The organism is Solitalea lacus, assembly GCF_022014595.1.
GTDB lineage: Bacteria > Bacteroidota > Bacteroidia > Sphingobacteriales > Sphingobacteriaceae > Solitalea > Solitalea lacus.
In genome coordinates, this window is record NZ_CP091740.1 from 91,296 (window position 1) to 115,423 (window position 24,128).

The window sequence follows — 24,128 nt, forward strand, 5'->3', positions numbered from 1 at the left end:
AGATAATTAAATATTAAACCAACAAAACGAATGAAGAAACGTTTACGGGCACTATTGTTAGGAGCGTTTATCGCTGCGGCTTGTGCTTCTCCCAAAAACTCATTTGATAAAGGTGAGTACACCAAAGCTTTTTCAAAATCGGTAAGCAGGTTACAAAAAGACCCAACCGATCGAAAAGCACTTGCTGTTTTAAAAGATGCATTTGACTTTGCCGTAAACGATCACTTACGGATTATTAACGAAGCCAAGCTTTCAAACGATGTATACCGCTGGGAAAAAGTCGCCCGTGAATATCAGGCAATCAATGCTCTTATAAACCAGTTGAATTATTGTCCGGCTTGCTTGAAAATTATTGGTCCGGTTCAAAGCTCTAAATCAGCAGAAAGTGAAGCGTTTCTAAAAGCTGCCGATGTTCGCTACGATTTGGCTGAAAAGGAGATCATAATTGGCTATCGCGAAAATGCCCGCTCGGCTTATGAACATTACATGGCCGCAGAAGAATTATACCCTGGTTATAAAGACGCACGCCAAAAAGCACAAGATGCCTATTGGGAAGCTACCGTAAAGGTTTTAGTGGAAGATATTCCTGTTAAAAGTCGTGCTTTCAGCTTAAGCAATGAGTTTTTTAGGGAACAGGTTTGGAAATACCTTAATAATCTTTCAAACCGTAACAACTCTTTTGTTGCCTTTTATACGGCTAAAGATTTTAATCAAAGCGGCTTAAAACAACCTGATCAAGTACTGCAATTATCTTTTGACGAGTACATTGTTGGCAACACCTATGTCAAAGAAAACAATTTCGAAATGAAGAAAGACTCTGTTGTTGTTGGAAAGATTGACGGAAGAAATGCATATGGCACAGTAAAAGCTAAGGTGAAAATTTTTAGAAAAGAAGTATCTACTTCAGGAGCACTAAACTTACGTCTTACTGATGCAAGAACCAACAATGTTGTGTTTCAGGACCGCCTTCCGGGAACCTTTGTTTGGGCCCACGAGTGGGGAAGTTTTAACGGTGATGAGCGAGCTTTGACAAAAGACCAGCTTTCAATCTGTAATCGTAAAGAAATCTTACCTCCTCCTCCTCAGGATTTATTTGTGGAGTTTACTCGCCCTATTTATGATCAGTTGACAAATAAGTTGAAAAGATATTATGCCAATTAATTAGCTATAACCTTTTTAATAGCCGGTTCAAATCTCTTTTGACCGGCTATTTTTTTAATCCTTATTTTTGCCTCGCTGTAAACATTCAAGAAACTTTAGGGTTTAGATTGAATGTTAATTAAATTTTGCATTGCATGAACCTTCATACTCCTTTTGATAATTTCAACTTTGGAAATAAAACCTGCTACCTGAGCGGTGAAACACTTGACTCAACTGAACAAAAAACAGAAGTTTTTCCGCTTTGGCTGCAGAACCGATTTGACCTTAATGATAAGCCTTTCCGTCATTTGAATGAGAAATACGCTACTTATGGCAAATTGAAAGTACCTGTAAGTAATGCATTGTTAAATAACGTTTTGAATCCGTTTGAAGCTAAAATTGAGCACGCTTTTACAAGTGGATATGATGTTGTTAAAGATTTAAGTGAGCAGGAAATCTTTCTGTGGTTTGGCAAAATTATGTACGGCATCATTTTTAATGAAATACAGATTGCATTACTGGAAAAACCTGCCGGAGAACCCCTTTCGTTTTCCGCTACATTGATCAATAAATTTTCTAACCATCTGCGTTTCCTTCAGACCTTGTTCATCCCAACAGAGTATGAAGATTTTAAACCATGGTCGGTAAGTGTATTTAAGGTTAAGCAAAGTGAAGACCGCTTTGACTACCGCAACGAAATGAACACCCTTGTTGCTTCATTACAAATGAACGGCTTTGGCATTGTGGTATGCATGCAGGATAACGGAGAAAATAAACGCCTGCATCGCCCGGCATTGGAACTGATTAACGGAAAAGAACTACATCCAATTCAGTTTCAAGAAATGAATGCGCGTTTTTATTATTCGGCTTATCTTTTTAATCGCATTCCGCAGTATGTAAGCCTGCCTCCTTCTGAAAAAATGAATAAATATACCATTAGTGCCATGCCACTTCATGGAGGAGAAGGCAAAGCCTTGTTTGACAGCTGGAACAACAAAACCTATTGTCAGGTTTTAGAAGCCTTTTGGAAACCTTGGGGAATCGTTTTATTTGAAATCTACAAAAATCCGGATAACCCGATGACTTTTTTAGTGAATGAGCAAGGTGGCTTTAATGAGAAGGTTGATCTGCCTTATTAACCAAAAGCTATCTTCACAATAGATGACAACTTTGCCTTTACACCGGCGGCAATCAATTTTTGTGAATTGCGCCGGGAAGTTGAAATCAATTTATTTAACAATCAATCCATTCACTACTTCACTGAAGTACCTGCCATTATTGGGGCCATACCAGTTCATTTCGCGCACTTCAGCTCTCTTTACACTATCATAGTATTGATCAGGCGTGATGTATCCCACATAGCCCCCGTTGAATGATGTAATTAACAATTTGTTATTTTTTGAAGCAGCGAGCTGCTCGTTTTTATTTACCAACTCCCCGGAATAGTCGCAAGGAGTGCCAATTAACAAGATATTTCCCAGCTGTAGCAGGTTTATGCCGATTTCCTGCTTACCCAACAAAGCATTAAACAACCAAGGACGCAAACGCAGATAATCGTTCAAACGCAATTGTGGCTCGTGCATCAGCATAGGCAAATAGGCTGATTCTATATAAGAGGATGTATCGGTCTTCAACTCTGATGAGTGGGCTTTTATTCTTTGCTGAAGTTTTTCAGCAAGCACCTCTGCCCTCTTAAAGCCTTTCAGGCTATCAACAGTAGGGCGCATACTGCCAACGGCACCTGCAAAGAAAGTCGCAAAATTGCAATCACCTTCCTTCTCCATTTTTGCAGCCAGCATTCCCGGATAATCACAACTAACCTGATTATCCTTTTTTTCAATACAGGTAGCGTGCGCTGAATAAGTAATCAGCATAGCTGTTTCCTTGTTTTCCTTTTCAACTTTAACCACCCTTAACCAAGGATCTTCAGGATAGCTATCACCCAATAAACGGTTAGCAACCAAGTCACCTGCTTCAATTTTTTGAAAACCAATACTACAGATTGATTGCCTTCGTACAGCTTCCTTTACCGAACTAACAATTGCATAGGCAACTTTATCAATCATTTTTTGCTCAAATGGCCCTGCTAATGACCAGCCGCCAATACCTTTTGCCCAGCCGCCAGCGCTGCTGTGTGTATGGGTAGCCCCTAAATAAACTTGCCCACGTGAAAAACCTTGTTGCTTCAGTTGTGGCATAACTTTTTCAACAACCAGAGGCGGAACAATCATTAAATCCAGTGAAACCAGCGCAACCTTTTGCAAGCCATTATCAAACACCATAGTACGCACAAAAATACTGTCGTGTACAGAGTCATAATCCTTTTTGCGAACGCCATACCCTGCAATATGTACCTTAAAATCTGGTGTGATATTCTTTTTGGACCATCCGCACTTTAGTTGCGAACCATAACCCTTTTGAGGCTGTAGCGCGGCTAAAATCTTCATGGTTTGGTAATAATAATCTGTTTGCTCCAAAGGAGTATCATCATTAGACTTAAACATCAGGAAAGCCAAAAAGATTAATATCACGATAGTACCATTAAGAATTCTGAAAAACTTTTTCACCTTAGGATTATTTTGAAATGTTACCCAACAAAAATCGGTGAAAATATATCAGTATTCAAAAATCATGCTATGAAAGAGAATTTTCTGCGTGGGTATGGATCTAGAACCTCTCTCAGAAATAAATTTTGCAACTTAGAATATTAATCGTAATATTGCGATATATAGATTAAAAAATGGGCGTTACCAAAACTGAAATATTTAATCAGGAACAAAACGAATTGGCACAAATGATGAAAGCATTGGGGCATCCTGCCCGTATCGCTATTATTCAACATTTGTTGAAGCAACAAAGTTGTATCTGTGGGGATTTGGTTGATGAAATAGGACTTGCACAAGCAACCATTTCACAGCACCTCCGTGAGTTAAAAGCAGTGGGAATTATAAAAGGCTCAATAGAGGGCACAAGTGTTTGCTATTGTATAAATGAAATCATGTGGAATCACTATGCCGATACATTTAAAAACCTCTTTATTGACCTTAAACAATTCAATAATAGCTGCTGCTAAAAAAATTTTAACCTTATTTATCGCAATATTGCAATTAACCACTAATTAAATTCGAATATGAAAACAGATGCGGAATTAAAACAATTGGTAAAAGAAAAATATACTGAAATTGCTTTGCAAGACAAGGAAACCAATATGAGTTCTTGTTGTGGTTCTGGCTGCTGCTCCACAGAAGTGTATAATATTATGAGCGAGGATTACACTCAACTGGAAGGTTATAATGCCGATTCAGACTTAGGATTAGGCTGTGGTTTGCCTACTGAATTTGCAAAAATTAAAAAGGGAGATGTGGTTATTGACCTTGGCTCAGGAGCAGGAAATGACTGCTTTGTTGCCCGCAGCTTTACGGGCGAAACCGGAAAAATAATCGGCATTGATTTTACCGAGGCCATGATTAACAAAGCTCGTGAAAATGCTGAAAAGCTAGGTTTCAATAATGTGGAGTTTCGTTACGGCGATATCGAAAAAATGCCTGTTTCTTCAGCTACAGCTGATGTAATTGTAAGCAACTGTGTATTGAATTTAGTGCCAAACAAAGAAAACGTAATTAAAGAGATTTATCGTGTCTTAAAGCCCGGGGGACATTTCAGCATTGCAGATATTGTTTTAGTTGGTGAGTTACCTGAAAGGATAAAACAAACGGCCGAAATGTATGCCGGTTGCGTGTCAGGAGCTATTCAAAAAAATGAATACATAGGCTTAATTGATAAAGCTGGCTTTGAGAAAATTACTCTGCAAAAAGAAAAAGCAATTGTCATTCCTGATGATATACTTTCCAGCTATCTTTCACCTGAAGAAATTAAAACGTTCAAAGAAAGTAATACCGGAATTTACAGCGTAACTGTTTATGCTGAAAAACCTGACTATTGCTGCCAACCAGGATGTTGTTAGAACCTCATAACCAGTTAATTTTCATAATATGACCATTATTCCTATGCAGCCCGAACATTGGGAGGCTGTAAAAGCAATATACGAAGAGGGCATTGCTACCGACAACGCCACCTTTCAGCTGTCGGCGCCAGACTGGGCCGAATGGGACCAGTCACATCTTAAGCATTGCAGACTAGTGATTATAGAAGATAATATTGTGATGGGCTGGGCAGCCTTAACGCAAGTTTCCGACCGTTGCGTTTATGCAGGCGTTGCCGAAGTGAGCGTGTATGTTGCTGAAAAATACCGCGGCAACGGCATTGGAGCGCTTTTGTTAAATGAACTGGTGGCAGAGAGTGAAAAAAATGGCATCTGGACACTACAAGCAGGGATTTTCCCTGAAAACAAGGGCAGTTTAGCCTTACACCAAAAATTTGATTTCAGACTTGTTGGCAAACGAGAACGAATTGGCAAAATGAATGGTAAATGGCGTGATACATTGCTGTTAGAACGAAGAAGTACCAAAGTAGGGATTGAATAAAAAATGAGAAGATACCTTGCCGAATTAATTGGCACTTTTTGTCTGGTTTTTTGTGGAACCGGCGCAATTATTATTAATGAATTAACCCAAGGAGCAGTTACACATGCAGGCATTGCCATCACTTTTGGACTGATTGTGGCCGCAATGATTTATGCTTTGGGCGAAATCTCACATGCACACATCAACCCGGCAGTTACTTTGTCGATGGCTGTTAGCGGTCATTTACAGCGGAAAGATGTACTCCCCTATATCAGCTCACAAATTGTAGGTGCATTATTTGCAAGTATTACTCTTAAGGCATTATTTGCAAAAAGTGTATTACTAGGAACCACTTTGCCATCAGGGGGAGTTATGCAATCATTCATCCTAGAATTAATTTTGACCTTTATTCTGATGCTAGTTATCCTGTTGGTGGCAAACTCTAAAAACAAGCAGTTCACAGGTTTGATAGTTGGAGGCGTTGTGCTGCTGGAGGCAATGTTTGCAGGCCCTATAAGTGGCGCCTCCATGAACCCTGCCCGATCAATTGCACCGGCAATTATTTCCAGTCATATTGAGCATTTATGGCTCTATATTGCGGCCCCTATCATTGGGGCTTTGCTCGCCACCGGAGCCTATAAGCTTATAACCATACAACCGGATATTAAAACAATTCAACTTTAAACTTTTAAGCCAAATGAAAAAAATATTGGTGCTTTGTACCGGCAATTCATGCCGCAGCCAAATGGCGCATGGCTATCTAGAACATTTTGCAGGCAATAAAGCCGAGGTATTTAGTGCCGGAGTGGAAACACATGGTATTAACACTAAAGCGGTGGCTGCGATGGCCGAAGATGGCATCGATATTTCTAATCATACATCAAACAATGTAGATGAGTATGCAGGCATTGATTTCGACTATGTGATTACCGTTTGTGATAATGCAAAAGAACGCTGCCCGGTGTTTCCTTCAAACGCTAAAAAGTTCCATTACAATTTTCCTGATCCGGCCAAACTTCCCGGTGATTACGAGCAAAACCGCGAAGCATTTCTCCATACCCGCAATCTGATTAAAGATTATGTTTTAAAATTTATTGATCAGGAATTGAACTAAATGAAAAACAAGCTCATGCTAATCAACATGAGCTTGTTTTATATTTAATTAGCCTATTTGGGTAAACTATAAGTAATGTTTCCCTGCGGGTCCAAAAAATTCAGCTTTGCCGTCCCATTTGAATCAACGAGCAGCTGAAGCCGTGGTTTACCCATGCGGTCGGCAAGCGTTACCATGGCTGTTTTACTATCGTCTTTGCCTACAAAAATTCGCTGAGCGTAGGCCTTCTCCCCTTTCCTTGGCTCCATTAGCTTCTTTAACAGCTCTTCTTTTGCCGGACCATCAGGAAGCTTTTGTGCTTTTTTATATTCGGCACGCCAATCCCAAAACGCTGGTGCAGTTTGCCAATCATCAACATGCAAACCGGTGTGCTGATCGCCATTCTCATCAGAATAGGTAAGGTAGAGCACCTGGTTCTGGTTATACTGATCAAAAGAAAGATGACCAGTGGCGTGATATTTACCACTACTGTCCCTGCCACCCATGAATACCAACCCGCCATTTTCTGTGCCTTCGTCATTATAAAAGACCAGACCGGGTCTGTTACCACCTGGAATAGGAGGTGTAATGGGCTTACCATAGGCAAAATTTTCCGGCGACCTACTTTTGTTGGAAATAACCATTCGCAATTGGCCATTATCTTCTACAACATTAATACGTTCCACAGAAATTTCTTTAAAACGAGTGATACCTGAACCGGTAAACGCAAACAGGGCGACAGAAACAAAAAACAGAGTTGAGATACCTGCATACCATTTAAGCCGAACCATTTCTTTTTGCATTTTGGCTAATCTTTCTTCCATAATAGTTTATTAAGATGTTAATTTTTGATGAGGGCCAAAGATAGCTGCAAATACCTAATTGAAAATAGTGTAAGCGAAGTGACAATTGAAAATGCTGAAGATGAGAACGCCTTACTTTACGATGTATTTTGTTTTGTTAAGATTTCCAATGCTCTCAAACATATTCAATTCGATTCCTTTTTTTAAATCTCTGCTTGCGGTTGCAGAAGATAAATCTTTAAAAACATTCATGTAATCCTTTCTTGTAAATTCTTTTAAACCAAGTTTTAGAAAATATTCCAGCCTATCAACATCTTTTAAAATTCTATTATTGTAGTTAAGTAAACTTTCTAACGATTTCTCAATTACGCCAAGCATATACTCAATAAAGCAAGTTGACTGAGCTAATTTGTTCATTAGATGATTTTTTACACCGCGAAACTATCGGCTGTATATAATCAGGGTTTTAGCGTGATTTTAAATTACTGTTAAGGCAAAATTTGGAATGATTATAAACAAACAGGGCCATTCTCGATTAAAGAACGGCCACTGCCTATTAATTTAAACCTTACAACTACTAAAAACTATTTTTCCTAATTCATCTTCATTGCCGGAATTGCATTATTGAACAGATTGGCCATTCCAGACAGGTAAACTTCAGCTTCTTTGGTTAATTGCTCCACCAAACTCATTTTTGCATCCTTATTACCTTCAATTCTTGCCAACCATTTTACTTCGGTATTGCCGTTATTATCTTTTGTAAATACTGCTATTGACACTTTTTCAATCCCTTTCGGCAGTGATTCATCTTTAAACCTATAGGCCATAAATTTATACCGCTGATCTATCTGATCAATTTGTTCCTTACGTTTCGCACCGTCTGAAAAGGTAAGCACACGATCATAAGGAAGTGATGTTCCTATAATTTCTACTGACTTAACCGTCCCCTTTCCGTATACAGTTATTTCTTTTAAGTTTGACAATAAGTCCCAAACTGCATCTTGCTCAGCTTTTACTGTTGCAATTTTTGACACATCCCAACTTACTTGTTGTGCGGCCGCCATTTGAGCTTGTGCAGGTTTAGGACTGGCAATTACGATTAACCCCAAGAGAACGATTAAACTGATTATTTTCTTCATTTTCTGAATTGATTGGATTAAAAGAAGGGGCCGTTTTGCCGACCCCAACATTGATTTAGGTTATATGAAAAAGAAGCTCTTAGATTCCGAATATCTCTTTAAGTTTTTTGTCAAGGCTTTCTCCTCTTAAGTTTTTCTCAATGATTCTGCCTTCTTTATCTAATAGTACCAGATAAGGAATACCACTAAACAGATACGAGCTCATAACAGGTTTTGAATCTTGGGCATTAATTTGTGGCCAGGCCATTTTCTCCTCATCCATCGCTTTTTTCCATTTTTCAGGCTGGGCGTCTACTGATACGGCCAAAATCTCTAATCCTTTATCTTTATATTTTTTATATACTTCTTTTAAGTGTGGGATTTCTTGGCGACAAGGACCACACCATGATGCCCAAAAATCAACAATAACATATTTTCCTTTAAAGTCTTTTGGTCCCCATTTTTTACCATTAAGATCAGGATAAGCAAAATCAGGAGCCGCTTTACCATTAGCAATCTTTTCCGTTTGGGCCTTAGCCGCAGCCATTTCTTTTTTAGTAGCTTTGGCTTGTTGCAGATTTGGATACTTCTCTATCAAATTATCCAAAACACTCATTACAAATGGTTCATCAGCTTTTCCTCTGAGACCATTCAATGCATAAAGTACAGTAGGCTTGTCTTTGTATATTTCAACAATATTGCGAATTCTTGCCTTAACGTCACTGTTTAAACTATCGATAGTACGTTTTACACTCGCCACCCATAGTGAATCTTTAGCCTGTTCTGCTTTATACAGCTGATTATATAGAAGAATTGTTGACTGATAATTGCGATAATTAACGAAGTTAGTGTGATTGACTACATCATTATCTGCTGATCCTTCAATACGAATGTAAGGAGGGTTCTTTACTATTCTTTTTGCCGTATCGATACCACGGAAATTGATCTTCAGATCATCTTTGTCGGCCCAAAAATCAATCCGATCCATATAATAAACCCTTACCTGATAAAAATCGGGCTTATTGGTATTGATGGTGAACTTAAAGGTATTGTTGGCATCAAGCGCAGTGCTATCCATAGCCTTAAAAGCCTTAGCAAATCCATCGCCAACATACTGCCCCAGATAAATCTTATACTTACCTGTAGGATCAGGGAACTTCACTTTGCCTGTTACTGTAATCTGCTTATTGCTTTGAGCATATAACGCTCCGGCACTCATTAGTGCAAGTGTAAGAGCTAGTACTTTTTTAATTGACTGTTTCACTTCTATAAAATCTATATTGTTATTATTTAGTTTACTATTCTCTATTCTTTCATCAGTGGGGGAGTCATAGTGCCTTTAGCCGCAGCTTCCTTTCTTAAACTTTCTGAACTTAAGGCAAACGCCTGTGCCTCTTTATCTTTCCCTAGTTTTCTATTGGCCATTTTTCGTAAATCGGAAACCAGTATTTGGGTAAACAGGTCATTCGTATTCTTACTATAGTAATCGGCCCATTTTAGTGCGTTATTACAATATGCTACAGGGGCGTTTTTGACCATTTCCATAGCGGGCCATAAAATTGACTGCGAATTAATTTTGAGTTGATCTGATTGATTAATTGTCTTATCCATTAAGGTACAAAACTGATCCCACTGACCTTTACTTGAAAACTGTACTAAATGCAATGAAAACAATGTATTTTGATATGCTGGATTATTGGCCAAAAGGCTTTCCATATCCTTTGCTTTAATTTCTGCCTCTTCAATACCATTTTTTGTTGAATATGCCTTCTTTAATGCACCTGTTGTAGTTCCAAATACCTTATAAAAGTAGGAGTCCACCTTTCCTTTACCGTACAGAGCATATAAATCGTTTGAACGATTGAACAGGTATTTAAATGCAGTAGAGCTATTGTCAAGTAGATAACGAGTTATTAACTCCCAGTTCTTACTTTCCATTAACGACTCCTGTGGCTGTGCATCGAAATACACTTTGGCTACTTCACCCAATTTGACATGCTCATAAGCAGTTTCTAATGCCTTCATATAAGCCATTGCTGTTTCCTTTGAATGATCTCCTTTATTGAATTTCATTGCAAGGCCAGTAACCGTTGTATTCGGATTCAATGCCTTACGCGACTCTGCCATAAACTCACCAACCGGCGCAGAGCCAACAATTTTATGCACCACATTCCCTCCTCCATCAATAAACATTAAGGTTGGATATGCACTTACACCAAACTTATCTTTCAACTGAGGGCCTTCCCCTTTCTCCATATCAACTTTTAAATTAACAAAGGTTTGATTGAAGAAATCTGCAACACTATCTGTTTTGAAAACCGTATTAGACATAACCTTACACGGTCCGCACCAAGAAGTATATGCATCAAAAAAGATTAATTTATTCTGCTTTTTAGCTTCAGCCAATACCTCCTTAAAAGGAACATCGTGTTTAAAATTAATCTCCCGATTTTGGGCATTTGCAGCCGTTAGCATTGCAGTGCTAATTAGGGCTGTGATTAAAAATTTATTCATTCTACAAGTGGTTTTTAATAACCCTACCCGGGTTTTGGATTAAGTATAAACTTGCGATAGGCCTAATTTTTAAACAATAGAAGCGGGGTCGGAATCATAAAGTGACCCCGCATTCGTTTATTGATTGGTTTAGATTTTTATTGTACGTATCCCGGATTTTGTTTAATCAATCCCATTGAGATATCAATCTCTTTTTGAGGAATTGGGAACACATTTTTATTTGCAGGTATTTCTGCATTAATTGGCATGTTGTTTCTTAGTCGGTCAAAACGATCATGACCTTCAAAAGCCAGCTCCCATTTACGCTCTTGCAAAATGGCTTTTACCAAATCAGCCCCGTCGGTAAAGCTTGTAGTTGTAAAAGGTACAGGTTTGTTTCCAGCAGGAAATGCCCGTTGATGTATCAGATTAAGCATATCAACGGCAGACTGTACATTACCATCGCGCTTGGCTAATGCTTCAGCTTTATTTAAAATTACTTCAGCCAAACGAATGACCATTAAGTTATCATAAAGCGATGGATGTGTATATTTGGAAGTAATGAATCTGTTTATACCGCTAACTGCTTTAATAGTTATCATCGCCGATTTTCTGATATCAGTTGCAGCAAAAGAGGCTACAAATTGAGGATCAATAAATGTAGTTCCCGTTCCTGTAAAAGTCTTATGAGTCGTACTACTATTTAAATAAGCATTCCAACTAACCGGATAACCATAGACTACCTCTTTATCAAACTTGATATTAAGTGGTGCATTATTAGTTTGAACCACTGAGCTGTTATTAGGAAAAATAGTAGCTGGACTAGCTGCTAACACAAACGTCGGATCAGCTAACACATCATCAGCCACTTGAATTGCTTTATTATACTGACCCAGATAAAGATATACACGTGACAGAAATGCTTTTCCTACTGATTTAGTAGCACGGGCATGTAAATCGATGTTTGCAGTTGTAGTTGGAAGGTCAGGAAGTGCTTCTTCCAGATCTTTTACTACCCTATCCAACACCTCTTTATTGGCAGAACGAGGCAATAATTGACTTTCATCATATCGTTCAAAAGCATCCAATCGCAGCGGAACACCTAACTTATTAGCTCCATTTATACCAAATGCATCATCCCCATAAAGCGTAATCAATCTAAAATAACTAAATGCGCGTAAAAACTTAGCCTCAGCAATAAACTGTTTTTTGGCACTCTCATCATATTTCCCAATTGAAGGCAAGCGATTTATCACTACATCAGCAATATTTATAATTTTATAGTGCGCACTCCATATATTAAAGGCTTCATCATTTTTAGAGTCAATACTGCCTGTATAATAGTTATTAAGGGTACCAGTTGCAATACCGGTGCTCATATCTGCCAGGTTTATCACACTGCGTTCAACTAAGAACTGCTCGTAATAACCTCCTATTAATAGCCGTTCAGTTGTAACCTTATTTTCAAGCAAAGCAGCTTCAGTAAGATTATTCTCTGGTCGCAGATCCAATTTTTTATCACAAGCACTTGTTGCTAACAGGGCCACCAGAGATAAGCAAACGGTATTTTTATATAAAGATTTCATAATTCTCCTTGATTAAATTAGTATTCAACAACTACTTAATTAAAAACCCATTTTAACTCCCATACTGTACATGCGTGATGAAGGCAATGTAAACTCGTCCCGTCCCATTTGAAGTGCTGACGAACCGAATGCAGTTACCTCAGGATCAATACCTGAATATTTTGTAATGGTAAACACATTTTGCACCTCTGCATATAGTTTAAGATTAGATAAGCGGAGTCGATTAGCAATTCCTTTATTGAAATTATAGGCCACCGTTATGTTACGCAATTTGATGTAAGAAGCATCTTCTAAAAAGCGAGAAGTATTTCTACTAAGTGCATAGTCAGAACCAGAATAACTTTTTACACCAGTAGTTGTATTGGTAAAGGAATTATATGCATTCAATAATGCAGGAATATTGGTTTGTTGGCCTGGAGTATTCCAATAATTAAGCATATCAGGCGATAGATTATAGGCATCATTGGTTGCATAGGTATACATATAAGCCTTTGCTCCATTAATCATTTTATTGCCGTATGCATATGAGATGAATGCATTTAACTCAAGCCCTTTAAAACTAATTATGTTATCAAACCCACCAAAAAACTTAGGCGCCGCATCTCCCATATATTTTCTATGGACTTCCCCTCCTGTAGTTTTTTCAAGAACAACCTCAGTATTATTGCCGTCTTTATCAATAAGTATTGGATTTCCATTTGCAGGATTGATACCAGCCCATTCAAATAAGTAAAATGCTGTTACAGAGTTTCCTTCCAATAAGAAACGACCCGTACCGGATTCTAAGCTTTTGGCTAGCTGATAAGGATTTGTAATGCCATCTCTGGCGTATAGTTTCTCTATTTTATTAATATTTCTGGCAATATTAAAGCTTGATTTCCATGAGAAATCCTTCTTGGTAATGTTTGAAGTATTCACAGTAAGCTCAACGCCTTTATTCGAGATTTCGCCAATGTTTTGTTGTTGAGAAGTAAAGCCTAAATAACCTGGTATTGGGAACGAAAGTATAGCATTTTTGGTTAGCTCATCGTAATAATCAAAACTGACATTTACGTTAGATTTTAACAGTGAAACATCCAATCCTAAGTCGTACTTAGTCCTCGTTTCCCATTTAAGATTAGGATTATTTGGCGAAAAAGGGGTCACTGCTACTTCATTACCCCAAGTTGCATTTCCGCTAGCATTAGCATAAACTCCCTGATTGCCATAATAACCTGTTCCTCCGTCAGAACCTGAAAGTCCAACGCTTCCACGCAATTTAAGCTGATCAATGAAGGTTAGCTTACTCATAAAGGATTCCTGTTTAATATCCCATCCGGCCGAAACCGAAGGGAATCCCACATAACGTTTGTTTTTACTAAACTTCGAAGATCCGTCAATACGATAGGTTGCGCCCAGCATATACCTGTTGTTGAACATATAATTCAAACGTCCGAAATAAGACATAAGGGCCCATTCCTGCTTTAAGGAATTTGAAAGCGTACGTGTACCGGCAGTTGAAATGCTTAACACTTCATCATTAGGGAAATTTGAACCGGTGGCTGCGTTTAAATACTCAGTAGATGATTCAAAGCTTTGTCCTAACGTAGCATTTATTGAGTGACGAGCAATAGCCTTATTAAGAACAGCCGTATTATTAATTACCCATTTTTTATTCTGACGATCAGTTTCAGAGGCTATACCTCCAACAGTTTGTGGCTTATTAGTAAAGCGGCTATACGCTCTTGAGGTGTTCCAGTCAGCACCAACTTCTGACCTAAGTTTAAGCCATGAGTTCAATGACAACTCCCCAAAAACATTACCAATGGTTCTGTTTTCAGCTATCTCATTCTTTGTGGTATTAGCAAAACCTACCGGATTAAGATCCCGTCCGGTTGAAAGCAAAGTCGGATTTTTCCATGCGTTCCAAACATACTCTCCTAGCTCATTCACAACTGGCTTATTAGGAGCAGTCATGGCTGCATCGCCATAAATTTGTTGTGTACTGATGGCATTATTTTGTGTATTTGACAATGAAATATTAGCCCCAACCTTAAACAACTTCCCTAGTTTCTGGTCAATATTGATGCGTCCCTGAAAGCGATCAAAGTTATTTTTGATTATATATGGCTGCTCTTTAGCATATGATGCGCTAATGTAATAACCACCATTTTCATTACCATTTGAAATATTGAATGATGCGTTATACCCCTGACCAGTGTTAATTATTTCATCAAACCAATTGGTATTGCTTCCTTTAGGGAATGATGTAGTTTTATTCATCGCCTTTAAAAAGGAGGTATAAAAATCAGCATATTGGTCTCCGTTCATAAAACTGTGTTTCTTAAAAGGAGTATTTAAGGTCGTTGAAAGCTGGACGTCCATCTTTGGACCATTGGTTTTTGAACCCTTCTTGGTATTGATAAGGATTACACCCGAAGCGCCTCTCGAACCATAGATGGCCGTAGCATAGGCGTCTTTTAATATTTCAATTGACTCAATATCATCCGGATTAATTGACGCTAACGGATCTGTTTCAAATCGTTCTCTATTATTCTGAGTTAAGGCAGTAGGAATATTACCAACAAATCCGGCACCGTAAGTTCTGCCTGAATAATTAGTGGTATTATTATCCTGATCAATACCGTACATAGGAACTCCATCAATAACAAGCAATGGAGAGTTCCCTTTACCATTAATACTGGTGATTCCCCTAACTGTAATTGCTGAAGCGGCACCGGGTACACCTGAGGAAGGTAATACTTGCACGCCGGCAATGCGACCTACTAATCCCGAACTAATTGACAATGGAGTTTTGCCTAATGTATTAGGCTTTAAGGTTCCAACGGCACCGGTTAGACTTCGCTTCTCTTGTACACCATAACCAACCACCACAGCCTCTTGCAGGTAAGCAATTAACGGTTTCAAACTAATATTGATATCTCGAGTTTTACCATCTTCTACCACTACGTTATCTATCGTACGGGTATCAAAACCGATAAAGCTAAATATCAAGCGATACTTACCTGGGGCCAGGTTGATTTTGTAATTACCTTCGGCATCAGTAGAAGTAGCTGTGGTAGTTCCATCTACCCGAATTGTTACTCCAGGAAGAGGAGTTGCCTCTGATGAATTTTCTACCACACGCCCTTTTACTATTCCTGAGGCCTTTTTACTCTCCACTTTAGGAGTTTTTACAATAAGAATGGTGTTATTCTTTTCGCTATACTCAAGTCCATTAGACAATAGAAGTGCATTCAAAATCTGTTCTAATGACTGATTTAAAAAGCGATGCTCTGCAACTTTTATGTCTTTAATAAGATCAAAATCATAGGCAAATCCCAAGCCTCCGGCGGCCTCAATACGCCTTAGCGCGGCCTCCAGAGAGCCTTTCTCAATACCAAGACTTACTTTCTGATCCTTCAGTTTCTGGCCCCAGCCTTTTTCTGCTTTGAGCACTCCGAAAGTCATCATAATGATGCCTGTTACAATTACACTTAGCCTCATAGTTTCCCAGATTAGCTTTGTAAACGTTTTCTTCATATATTTGAATTGTTTTGGGTTGAACACTAAAACACAAAGCCATGCCTTTATAGTTGCGTAAGCAACCATTCATGGCTTTAAAACACACGACAATTTTTGTTCGTTCAGCGCTTGTTGCAGCAGGCGCTGATTTCTTTTTCTACTTGTTGCAGCCTTTTGTCTCTATTGTTATTTCTTTACCATTCCTATTGAATTTAATTGGGTGAATACCATTTACTATTTCCAACACCTGTTCAACTTTTAAACTCGTTTTAAAGCGTAAGTTAAACTTGCAGTCTTTAAGCCGGTCAGCATCATATTTGAACTTAACCCCATAAATATTCTGCAATGTTGTAAACAACTCTTCAAAGCCGGCACGCTGCAAAACGATATCTCCCCTTACAAAACGAGCCGATTCGGCTGTATTTAACTCTTCAATATCAACCTTTGCAGAGGCTCGATGAAAAGTTAAGCGTTTATTTGGAGTAAGTTCTCCCAGTGTTTCCTTGTTATGACTCACTCGAACACGGCCGGTAAGCAAATCTACCTGCACATCATCCAACTGTTTGTATGACTTTATCACGAATGAGGTTCCCAACACCCTCGTGTCTAGCTGTGGAGTATGCACAATAAAAGGCTTCTCCTTGTTATGAGTTACTTTGAAATATGCCAAGCCTTCATCCAGGTACACTTCCCTTGTGGTGTCGCTAAATTGTTTAGGGTATTTCAAAGTACTACCTGCCTGTAACCAAATCGTAGTACTATCAGGCAACATCACTTGCATAACCCTTCCGTTATTGGCCGACACTGCAACATATTCCACCGGTTTAGGCTTGTTCCAGTAGTTATAGCCTATCAATCCCAAGGTTGAAACAATAGCTACCGAAGCTGCCACTTTTAACCAATTCCAATTTAAAGTTCGAATCGGAGCTGCGGAATTTTTCTGCTCCCTATCACCGATCCGATCAAAGACGCCTTCAATAACACGCTGTTTTAATGCAGCTTTCTCGGCATCATTTTCAAAAGGAGTAACTGACCCATTATCTTTTAATGAATCAAACCAGGCATCCAGCTGTTTTTGCTCTTCAGCATTAGCTGGAAAGAATGAATCTGGCTGTGGTCTATATGAATCCTTTTGTTCCAATTTATTTCGGTTTTCAGTCATAAGGACAATTTGAAAAATAGATAGTACTAGATGGATGTAAAATTTTTTTAAGATTTTTTACAGAAAAACAGAATTAAGCACAACTGAATAACTATTCAGCAGAATAATTACTTCCCAAATGTGCTTTTAATCGCTTAATAGCATTACTCACCTGGTTTTTTACAGTTTGCTCAGATATGGAGAGGCGATTGGAAATTTCGTTAATTGATAAGCCTTCTACGCGACTTAAAAGAAAAATCTCCCGCATTTTTTCGGGCATCCGATTTATTTCAAATTCTAAAGAACGATTAAGTTCATTAAAATTAAGCTGGTTTAAAGTAGATTGATCAGAATCGTTTTGAGTGGCCTTAACATGATCGGTGTGCTTTTGAACAACCTGGGTGTGTTTATAAAAATTAAACACCCTGTGTTTTAGCATAACATTCAAATATGATGCAACAGAATCGGTAATAAGAATCACCTCCCGTTTTTCCCAAAATAGAAAAAACAGGTCCTGAAGCAGGTCAATAGCGTCATCCTTTGAGGAAAGTTTATTACAAGCAAGAACGAATAATCGTTCCCAATGCCTGTTGTATAGTTCCTCAAAAGCTCGTTTATTACCTTGTTTTACGAGATTAAACAATTCAATATCAGAATACCTCTTCACGCGGAAAGCCTTAAGACTGCGGTGAATATAGAAAAGAAATTTAAAATAACAATTTCTTAACACTTCACTTTTACGACCGCAACCATGCCTTATGCATGCATCAGAGGCGTTTTAGGAGAGTTTTAGCATATATTAACAGGGTCTGCTTGTGACACAAGAAGACCCTAGAATTAGCATAAATTATTTAAAAAATTAACTACCTAACAGTGTATTTAGAAAGAGTGAAATTACTCCTGGAAACGCAATAACAGTAAACAATAAGCCAGTTACAGCACCGTAGAAATGAGCATCATGGTTAATATGATCTTGTTGGTTTTTAGATGCATAAACACAATAAATCAGATACAAAGGCCCGAAAATATATGCAGGAACTCCTATTGGAATCAGAAATATCCCAATTTTGGTATCAGGAGAAAATAATATAAAACTAAATAATACAGCTGAAATTGCCCCTGACGCTCCCAAACTGTAATAATTAATATTGTTCTTGTGCTTTATTATTGTACTAATATCACTCAGAATCAATCCTAAAACATACATCCCTGCAAATAACCAATGCCCCATTGAGCCATAACTGTAAACGAAAATTTTCTCTAACGGGAAAGCAAAGAAGTAAAAGGTCATCATATTAAATGCCAGATGCATTAAATCAGCATGAATTAGCCCACTGGTTAATATAGTGTAGTATCTACTGCCACGATTAATACTATATGGATGCAAGCTGAATGTGTAATTGACACCATGATTAAAGAACAAGCCATAAACGCTAGTTAGCATGGTAAAAGCAAATATGATGGCCGCAACGGGAGTGTTTTGAATAATTTCTTGCATACTATCTTGTTTGATTTAAATAAAGAATGAAAGTGTCAGCGCAAAGAAAAACAATCTCACTGATACTAAAAATTTATTGAAGGTTGAAAGATTGGATTTTCTATTGGCGGAAACTCATCTTGTGTTACATTATTCTGTACCCTCGCAGAAAGAACAGGATATACAAAATAAATTGTTGGACGCAGACTGGCTCGGATCGACCTTACTTTATTATCAAGGATTTCACAGGTTCCTGTAGGGACTCCCCTTATCATTACAGCCCTTTCACTAGGGTTTCGAAATTCGTTATTATAAATTTTAATGTCTCTTCCCCCTAGAACATTCCCATTAATGTTCATTCCATGCATATCAAATGAATGGCCATTGCCGTGGCCCAGAATAATATTATTGTACGCCTCGTAACTATCGTTTGGATTTCCCGTAGCGGCAATGGCATGCCTGTTATAATCAAAAACGTTATGATCTATTATTACTGATGCAGAAACAATCACGATTCCGTAACCTAAACCATTTTTCTGATTGTGATGAATTAAGCAATTATTGACCCTTCCGTTATTAGAATGGCTAAATTCTATTGCTGCATATGGCCAGCCTGCTAATTCGCAATATCTCACTTCCACATAATTGTGGTTCACCGAAATACCAGTTGCATTTCTGCTTTTTTCAGTTGTTGGATTAGGCCCTTTGATTCTTAAACCTAAAAAAAGAATATTTTCACCCCCCGAAATAAAAATTGGACCATTTTCATAACCCGATTTAACTAGTAATCCCCCCATTGAACCTTTTTGTCCTCGTCCACTTACTAATTTTACTCCTGCCTTTATGGTGATTGGTTTGTAATTTGTTAAATCGATTACCGAACTATCGTGAATGTAAATAGTATCATCAATTTTTGCCACACGATTAGCCGAGATTAATTCATCCACAGTTCGAATAACTACTTTTTTATCATTGCCGATCTCTGTTATTACGGGCGGAGGATTATGAGTTATACCTTGAGATGGTGAAGTCGCATCCTCTTTTTTACAGAAAGTAAGGGATTGCAAGAGTTCACTTACGACAAAAATGAGCATAAGATCCCGCTTAAACTTCATATCCTTTTTCTCTATGTCAATTGGATTAGAATGTTTTTCAAAAATTATATAACAGGATTTTGAGCAAATAGTTTTTATAACTCATTTTAATTTATGGGAACGACTTTTCCTTCCGCTCTGTCTTTCATTTTAGCAGGTATGGAGTTTAAAACTTCTTCCTTTAGTGCATCAATAAGCCGTTTTTTTACATAACTCCTGTGAGTAACAATGCTCACCTCGCGAACAGGCACGGGATCTTTAAAATTTCGAACCTGCATTTTTTTATCATCAGGCAAATCATCAATTGCCAGCTCAGGTAAAATGGTGACACCATTATTAAGTTCCACCATTTTTTTTAAGGTTTCTATGCTGCCGGCTTCGTATTCAAAATTATTATCCGCCTTAAGCTGATTATGCAAATGACACAAATTCATAATCTGCGAACGCATGCAATGACTTTCCTGTAAGAGCCAAAGCTTTTGTATATCTATTTCATCCGCCAATACATATTGCTTGTTAATCAATTCATTTTGGGCCGATACGTACACAACTAACTCTTCATAAAACAGCGGATATTCAAAAATAGAATTATCATTCAGCGGAGTAGCCAGAATTCCGGCATCAAGTCGATTGTGCTTTAAGTGATCAATAATGCTCTCGGTGGTTTCTTCCCAAACACTGATTTTCACCTTCGGGTATTTTTCAAGAAACGAGTTTAAAAACAATGGCAGCAAATAAGGCGCAAGCGTTGGGATGATGCCCAAACGAAGATGACCTTCAATTTCACCAACCTTATTCTTTACAATTTCTTTTAAACGAGCAGCTTCCTGCAGCAGCAACCTGGCTTGATCAATAATATCAACACCTATTTCAGTAGGCAAAACCGGTTGTTTACTTCTATCAAAAACCTTTACACCCAATTCTTCTTCCAGCTTTTGTATTTGCATACTTAAGGTTGGCTGGGTAACAAAGCAATTATCTGCGGCGGTAGCAAAATGTCTAAAGGTATCAACCGCAACTATATATTCTAACTGTGTTAAAGTCATAATCAGTTTTAAGGGCAATACTTACAAATATCAATAAAATCTATACAACCCTAAAAATAATCATTTATATTGATAACTACATGAGCCTAAAAGCATTGTGTATAAGGTTTTACCAATAATCCAAAAACTAAAAGAAACCATTCTCTACAGACGGTCTCTTTTAATTTTATGAAGAAAAATTATCATTATAGCTGAATCTTTAAAGTTATGCACGGTTGCGTTTTAACTATAAGTGAGTTTTTTTTGAAGATCGAAGCAGACTGATTATTTATCTCCAATGCAGCAGTCTTACGTGCGTTTCTTCTTGCACTGATAAAAAATGGAATGCTTACCAAATCAGCCACAAGTCCTCCAAGTATTAAAAAACCTTCTGTGTTGGATGAAGACCATGCATCACTGCTACTTAACGAAATAGCTCCAGCTGTAATCATAGTAGTTCCTCCTATTAGAAGAACCCATGCTGTTGTTTTTTGATTTTTGCTCTTTCGTTGATAATCAAGTCTTGTTTGTGAAAAAGATGTTAACGAAATGAATAACATTAACAGAATAAAAATTATTGTTTTCATAAAGCAAATTGAGAAACTACTTAAAAAATAAGCAATAATTATATGAAAATCAACAACATACAACTTTAACTTAATCCATCTAATTCCCTAAGTACACCGGTTGAAGCAAACGCACTACCGGGTACCGATTATGTGTTTTTTCGTAATAAGGTGAGTTTTTATAAACAAAGTCGAGTTGGGCATAAGCACTTTGTGCGAATTTGGCATCCGCACTTTTCTTTGCTTCCAATTTAGCTCTTAAATCAGGATTATTCTTTAGCAACTCAGCCGCCAAATCTTCAAACAGATAATCTGAAAAACCCTCTTTTTGGCCTAAAATACTGTCAAAAAAATTCCAATTAAAGTATGAGTCTATTGCCTGCGGCTCCAATGTTTCAACAATGTAGCGGTTCACTGGTTGATCAACCTGAATTATTACATCTCCTTTATAAAACTGAACGCTTAAAGTATCTATGCTCAATTTGACATTTGAATGATTGTAATGGCCTTCATATGGCCGTGCCCCGGTTTTGTAATCTTCAATAAAGTAAACTTCACCCTTCATTACCATATCTTTACTGAGTGTTTTCATTTTAACACCATTTAATTTTAACAGTTCAATCACCTTACCCCATGCTTGAGGGACAACATATGCCCATGGCTTATTAACCGTACTTGTTGGCTTAAAATAATTGTAATAGTTGATGTGCTTTTCATACGGATCATTTCTATCATAATACAATCGATCCAAGCCACTAACTTCACTCGTCTTTATCTTACCTGCAAAACCCTTAAAGGCTAAAGTTTCAACTTTTGAGGTATCCACTTTCCAATCCATAGGAAATGTAATTTGCTTCCTTACTTCCTCATCCGCTTTGCGCTTAGCTTCTACGATTTCTTTTGCATCTTTTTCAGTAATACTGATTAACTCTTGCATAAAGGCATAGGTTGCCCAAACACGCTGATCAAAAGGTTTCCACATATGAGTTTCAACTACAAAGCCAATGGTATTGAACAGCGTACTGTAACCGGTTGTATAACGAGGCGAATCATTAAATCCTTCATAGCCTTTATCCGGCGTTTCACCCCAAACGTTTACGTAAGGTATCATCTCAAACTTCCGACTTTTCATCTTCTCAAGCAGCAAGGGGATCATTTTACCATTTATATAACTTGACACCTGGGGATGAAGCTTATCTTTCTGGGTAGCAATGTAAGTCATCACATATTGGTAATCGGCGCCGTTACTAGTATGGTTATCTACAAAAACTTCCGGTTTCCATTGCTGAAAAAGCTGCTGAAATGCCAAAGAATTACGGGAATCTGTTTTGATACAATCACGGTTAAGGTCGAGGTTGCGGTAGTTTCCGCGAAAGCCATATTCTTTAGGTCCATTTTGGTTTACACGTGAAAAGGAGCCGCGATTATGCATACCATCCACATTATAAACCGGCACAAAACATAGCACCGCATTATCCGGCAACTGTTTTTTTTCCAACACATCACGTATAAGCATCATACTGGCATCAATTCCTTCGGGTTCACCAGGATGAATCCCATTATTGATCAACACAACTGCTTTGCCTTTTGCATGAACAGAAGCCGGGTCAAAATCCTTTGCTTTGGAAAGAACTAACAAGTGCAATGGCTTGCCAATATCAGTTGTTCCATACTCCATTAGTTTAGCTTCAGGATATTTTTGAGCTATCTGCTTACAGAAGTCTATAAGTTCGGCATAAGTAGCCGTTTCTTTTCCATCACTTTTTTCAAATGGAGTTTGTTGGGACAATGCATTAAACGAGAGCAAACACAAAATAAATGCGGACAGGGCTTTCTTCATATAGTTATAAATGGAGCCCTAAAGTAAAAATCAGCCCCGAATAATCTATATTGATATAATAGCCAATCAAGAATATTACGTACCTGGCAAATTGTTAATGAAGCAGCTGATCGATCTTAAATGCAAGTTCGCGATCTTTCTCTGTGACGACATTTCCAGCATCGTGTGTGCAGAGATTAATTTCTACACGATTGTAGACATTGGACCAATCAGGGTGATGGTTCATCCGCTCAGCAAGCAAGGCAACTTTTGTCATAAAGCCCCAGGCTTCAACAAAACTTGCGAACTGGAAGGTTCGTGTTAATTTATTATCAACTTCGGCCCACATTTTAATAGTCTTTTAAGTGAGTTTATAGTAGTAAGTGACTTAAATTTAGTCAATTTGAACTAATTCTTCGCGCAATTTCTTAGGAAGCCCCCCGACCACCAGATCATAAGAATCTGTTACCCATTTCAAAATATCAGTATCACTTAATGCCCCGTCGAATCTTACTGTATTCCAATGCTTTTTGTTCATGTGATAGGCCCCGGTTACTTCAGAAAATTGCTCACGCAATTGAAGAGCATACTCTGGATCACACTTTAAATTACAGGAAGTTGGATCATCTAAACCTATCAAACAAAACATTTTGCCCATTACCTTGAACACTAGCGTATCGGGACCAAACGGAAGTTCTTCGGTTACCCCTTTTTTGGCAATACAAAATTCACGAAGCAGTTCGATATTCATAATTCAGATTCAGTAGAAACCTTCCTAAAGTAACCATTCTATCCTTAAAGATTGA

24 protein-coding genes are annotated in these 24,128 nt (G+C 38.0%); 7 read left to right on the forward strand and 17 right to left on the reverse strand.

The window, feature by feature from the left end:
- Positions 1–30: 30 nt before the first annotated feature.
- Both L2B55_RS00375 and L2B55_RS00380 read left to right on the forward strand, forming a co-directional pair.
- Positions 31–1,161 (forward strand): hypothetical protein, encoded by a 1,131-nt coding sequence (locus tag L2B55_RS00375; RefSeq protein ID WP_237848261.1) that lies wholly within the window; start codon positions 31–33, stop codon positions 1,159–1,161.
- A gap of 134 nt (positions 1,162–1,295) precedes the next feature.
- The gene (locus L2B55_RS00380; RefSeq protein WP_237848269.1) at positions 1,296–2,279 is read left to right on the forward strand and encodes a hypothetical protein; all 984 of its coding nucleotides are present in this window, start codon (positions 1,296–1,298) and stop codon (positions 2,277–2,279) included.
- A gap of 90 nt (positions 2,280–2,369) precedes the next feature.
- Here the strand turns inward: L2B55_RS00380 and L2B55_RS00385 are convergent, their stop codons facing one another.
- Positions 2,370–3,707, reverse strand: a complete 1,338-nt coding sequence (locus L2B55_RS00385) for a neutral/alkaline non-lysosomal ceramidase N-terminal domain-containing protein (RefSeq protein ID WP_237848277.1) — start codon at positions 3,705–3,707, stop codon at positions 2,370–2,372.
- 173 nt (positions 3,708–3,880) lie between these two features.
- Here L2B55_RS00385 and L2B55_RS00390 point away from each other — a divergent pair, with 173 nt between their 5' ends.
- Genes L2B55_RS00390 through L2B55_RS00410 form a run of 5 tightly spaced genes read left to right on the forward strand, consistent with a single transcriptional unit; the run spans position 3,881 to position 6,717 of the window.
- Entirely contained in the window at positions 3,881–4,213 is a 333-nt protein-coding gene (locus L2B55_RS00390) for an ArsR/SmtB family transcription factor (RefSeq protein ID WP_237848292.1), read from the forward strand.
- A 57-nt stretch (positions 4,214–4,270) separates the two neighbouring features.
- A complete protein-coding gene (locus tag L2B55_RS00395; RefSeq protein ID WP_237848294.1) occupies positions 4,271–5,104 on the forward strand; it encodes an arsenite methyltransferase in 834 nt (277 codons plus the stop codon).
- Positions 5,105–5,132: 28 nt separating this feature from the next.
- Positions 5,133–5,624 carry a GNAT family N-acetyltransferase gene (locus L2B55_RS00400; RefSeq protein ID WP_237848296.1) on the forward strand — a complete coding sequence of 164 codons (492 nt, stop codon included), beginning with the start codon at positions 5,133–5,135 and terminating at the stop codon, positions 5,622–5,624.
- 3 nt (positions 5,625–5,627) lie between these two features.
- A complete protein-coding gene (locus tag L2B55_RS00405) occupies positions 5,628–6,287 on the forward strand; it encodes an MIP/aquaporin family protein (protein ID WP_237848299.1) in 660 nt (219 codons plus the stop codon).
- Positions 6,288–6,300: 13 nt separating this feature from the next.
- The gene (locus L2B55_RS00410; RefSeq protein WP_237848300.1) at positions 6,301–6,717 is read left to right on the forward strand and encodes an arsenate reductase ArsC; all 417 of its coding nucleotides are present in this window, start codon (positions 6,301–6,303) and stop codon (positions 6,715–6,717) included.
- A 53-nt stretch (positions 6,718–6,770) separates the two neighbouring features.
- On the opposite strand, the gene L2B55_RS00415 is transcribed toward L2B55_RS00410, so the two are convergent.
- The 16 genes from L2B55_RS00415 to L2B55_RS00490 all read right to left on the reverse strand — a co-directional run bounded on the left by L2B55_RS00415 (position 6,771) and on the right by L2B55_RS00490 (position 24,073).
- Positions 6,771–7,520 carry a hypothetical protein gene (locus tag L2B55_RS00415; RefSeq protein WP_237848301.1) on the reverse strand — a complete coding sequence of 250 codons (750 nt, stop codon included), beginning with the start codon at positions 7,518–7,520 and terminating at the stop codon, positions 6,771–6,773.
- A 111-nt stretch (positions 7,521–7,631) separates the two neighbouring features.
- Positions 7,632–7,916 (reverse strand): Fic family protein, encoded by a 285-nt coding sequence (locus L2B55_RS00420; protein ID WP_237848302.1) that lies wholly within the window; start codon positions 7,914–7,916, stop codon positions 7,632–7,634.
- A gap of 176 nt (positions 7,917–8,092) precedes the next feature.
- Positions 8,093–8,638 carry an SRPBCC family protein gene (locus tag L2B55_RS00425; RefSeq protein ID WP_237848303.1) on the reverse strand — a complete coding sequence of 182 codons (546 nt, stop codon included), beginning with the start codon at positions 8,636–8,638 and terminating at the stop codon, positions 8,093–8,095.
- A gap of 79 nt (positions 8,639–8,717) precedes the next feature.
- Positions 8,718–9,881 (reverse strand): TlpA disulfide reductase family protein, encoded by a 1,164-nt coding sequence (locus tag L2B55_RS00430; RefSeq protein ID WP_237848304.1) that lies wholly within the window; start codon positions 9,879–9,881, stop codon positions 8,718–8,720.
- A gap of 41 nt (positions 9,882–9,922) precedes the next feature.
- Positions 9,923–11,131 (reverse strand): thioredoxin family protein, encoded by a 1,209-nt coding sequence (locus tag L2B55_RS00435; RefSeq protein WP_237848305.1) that lies wholly within the window; start codon positions 11,129–11,131, stop codon positions 9,923–9,925.
- A gap of 137 nt (positions 11,132–11,268) precedes the next feature.
- On the reverse strand, positions 11,269–12,696 hold the full coding sequence (locus tag L2B55_RS00440; protein WP_237848306.1) for a RagB/SusD family nutrient uptake outer membrane protein: 1,428 nt from the start codon (positions 12,694–12,696) through the stop codon (positions 11,269–11,271).
- Between the two features lie 39 nt (positions 12,697–12,735).
- Positions 12,736–16,218: a TonB-dependent receptor gene (locus L2B55_RS00445; RefSeq protein WP_237848307.1), complete on the reverse strand. Its 3,483-nt coding sequence runs from the start codon at positions 16,216–16,218 to the stop codon at positions 12,736–12,738.
- A gap of 139 nt (positions 16,219–16,357) precedes the next feature.
- Positions 16,358–17,362, reverse strand: coding sequence for a FecR family protein (locus L2B55_RS00450; RefSeq protein ID WP_237848308.1), 1,005 nt, complete (start codon positions 17,360–17,362; stop codon positions 16,358–16,360).
- A 91-nt stretch (positions 17,363–17,453) separates the two neighbouring features.
- On the reverse strand, positions 17,454–18,008 hold the full coding sequence (locus tag L2B55_RS00455) for an RNA polymerase sigma-70 factor (RefSeq protein ID WP_237848309.1): 555 nt from the start codon (positions 18,006–18,008) through the stop codon (positions 17,454–17,456).
- A 192-nt stretch (positions 18,009–18,200) separates the two neighbouring features.
- The gene (locus L2B55_RS00460) at positions 18,201–18,839 is read right to left on the reverse strand and encodes a rhomboid family intramembrane serine protease (RefSeq protein WP_237848310.1); all 639 of its coding nucleotides are present in this window, start codon (positions 18,837–18,839) and stop codon (positions 18,201–18,203) included.
- A 65-nt stretch (positions 18,840–18,904) separates the two neighbouring features.
- Positions 18,905–19,912 (reverse strand): right-handed parallel beta-helix repeat-containing protein, encoded by a 1,008-nt coding sequence (locus tag L2B55_RS00465; RefSeq protein WP_237848311.1) that lies wholly within the window; start codon positions 19,910–19,912, stop codon positions 18,905–18,907.
- 107 nt (positions 19,913–20,019) lie between these two features.
- Positions 20,020–20,958 carry a hydrogen peroxide-inducible genes activator gene (locus L2B55_RS00470; RefSeq protein ID WP_237848312.1) on the reverse strand — a complete coding sequence of 313 codons (939 nt, stop codon included), beginning with the start codon at positions 20,956–20,958 and terminating at the stop codon, positions 20,020–20,022.
- Between the two features lie 185 nt (positions 20,959–21,143).
- On the reverse strand, positions 21,144–21,524 hold the full coding sequence (locus L2B55_RS00475; protein ID WP_237848313.1) for a hypothetical protein: 381 nt from the start codon (positions 21,522–21,524) through the stop codon (positions 21,144–21,146).
- A 79-nt stretch (positions 21,525–21,603) separates the two neighbouring features.
- Entirely contained in the window at positions 21,604–23,343 is a 1,740-nt protein-coding gene (locus L2B55_RS00480; RefSeq protein WP_237848314.1) for a M14 family metallopeptidase, read from the reverse strand.
- 94 nt (positions 23,344–23,437) lie between these two features.
- The gene (locus tag L2B55_RS00485; protein WP_237848315.1) at positions 23,438–23,671 is read right to left on the reverse strand and encodes a 4a-hydroxytetrahydrobiopterin dehydratase; all 234 of its coding nucleotides are present in this window, start codon (positions 23,669–23,671) and stop codon (positions 23,438–23,440) included.
- A gap of 45 nt (positions 23,672–23,716) precedes the next feature.
- Positions 23,717–24,073, reverse strand: a complete 357-nt coding sequence (locus tag L2B55_RS00490; RefSeq protein ID WP_237848316.1) for an MmcQ/YjbR family DNA-binding protein — start codon at positions 24,071–24,073, stop codon at positions 23,717–23,719.
- Positions 24,074–24,128: the final 55 nt, after the last annotated feature.

Coding starts and splice junctions, on each gene's coding strand:
- L2B55_RS00375 (WP_237848261.1), top strand. CDS start 31: ATGAAGAAACGTTTACGGGCACTATTGTTAGGAGCGTTTATCGCTGCG.
- L2B55_RS00380 (WP_237848269.1), top strand. CDS start 1,296: ATGAACCTTCATACTCCTTTTGATAATTTCAACTTTGGAAATAAAACC.
- L2B55_RS00390 (WP_237848292.1), top strand. CDS start 3,881: ATGGGCGTTACCAAAACTGAAATATTTAATCAGGAACAAAACGAATTG.
- L2B55_RS00395 (WP_237848294.1), top strand. CDS start 4,271: ATGAAAACAGATGCGGAATTAAAACAATTGGTAAAAGAAAAATATACT.
- L2B55_RS00400 (WP_237848296.1), top strand. CDS start 5,133: ATGACCATTATTCCTATGCAGCCCGAACATTGGGAGGCTGTAAAAGCA.
- L2B55_RS00405 (WP_237848299.1), top strand. CDS start 5,628: ATGAGAAGATACCTTGCCGAATTAATTGGCACTTTTTGTCTGGTTTTT.
- L2B55_RS00410 (WP_237848300.1), top strand. CDS start 6,301: ATGAAAAAAATATTGGTGCTTTGTACCGGCAATTCATGCCGCAGCCAA.
- L2B55_RS00415 (WP_237848301.1), bottom strand. CDS start 7,520: ATGGAAGAAAGATTAGCCAAAATGCAAAAAGAAATGGTTCGGCTTAAA.
- L2B55_RS00420 (WP_237848302.1), bottom strand. CDS start 7,916: ATGAACAAATTAGCTCAGTCAACTTGCTTTATTGAGTATATGCTTGGC.
- L2B55_RS00425 (WP_237848303.1), bottom strand. CDS start 8,638: ATGAAGAAAATAATCAGTTTAATCGTTCTCTTGGGGTTAATCGTAATT.
- L2B55_RS00435 (WP_237848305.1), bottom strand. CDS start 11,131: ATGAATAAATTTTTAATCACAGCCCTAATTAGCACTGCAATGCTAACG.
- L2B55_RS00440 (WP_237848306.1), bottom strand. CDS start 12,696: ATGAAATCTTTATATAAAAATACCGTTTGCTTATCTCTGGTGGCCCTG.
- L2B55_RS00445 (WP_237848307.1), bottom strand. CDS start 16,218: ATGAAGAAAACGTTTACAAAGCTAATCTGGGAAACTATGAGGCTAAGT.
- L2B55_RS00450 (WP_237848308.1), bottom strand. CDS start 17,362: ATGACTGAAAACCGAAATAAATTGGAACAAAAGGATTCATATAGACCA.
- L2B55_RS00460 (WP_237848310.1), bottom strand. CDS start 18,839: ATGCAAGAAATTATTCAAAACACTCCCGTTGCGGCCATCATATTTGCT.
- L2B55_RS00465 (WP_237848311.1), bottom strand. CDS start 19,912: ATGCTCATTTTTGTCGTAAGTGAACTCTTGCAATCCCTTACTTTCTGT.
- L2B55_RS00470 (WP_237848312.1), bottom strand. CDS start 20,958: ATGACTTTAACACAGTTAGAATATATAGTTGCGGTTGATACCTTTAGA.
- L2B55_RS00475 (WP_237848313.1), bottom strand. CDS start 21,524: ATGAAAACAATAATTTTTATTCTGTTAATGTTATTCATTTCGTTAACA.
- L2B55_RS00480 (WP_237848314.1), bottom strand. CDS start 23,343: ATGAAGAAAGCCCTGTCCGCATTTATTTTGTGTTTGCTCTCGTTTAAT.
- L2B55_RS00485 (WP_237848315.1), bottom strand. CDS start 23,671: ATGTGGGCCGAAGTTGATAATAAATTAACACGAACCTTCCAGTTCGCA.
- L2B55_RS00490 (WP_237848316.1), bottom strand. CDS start 24,073: ATGAATATCGAACTGCTTCGTGAATTTTGTATTGCCAAAAAAGGGGTA.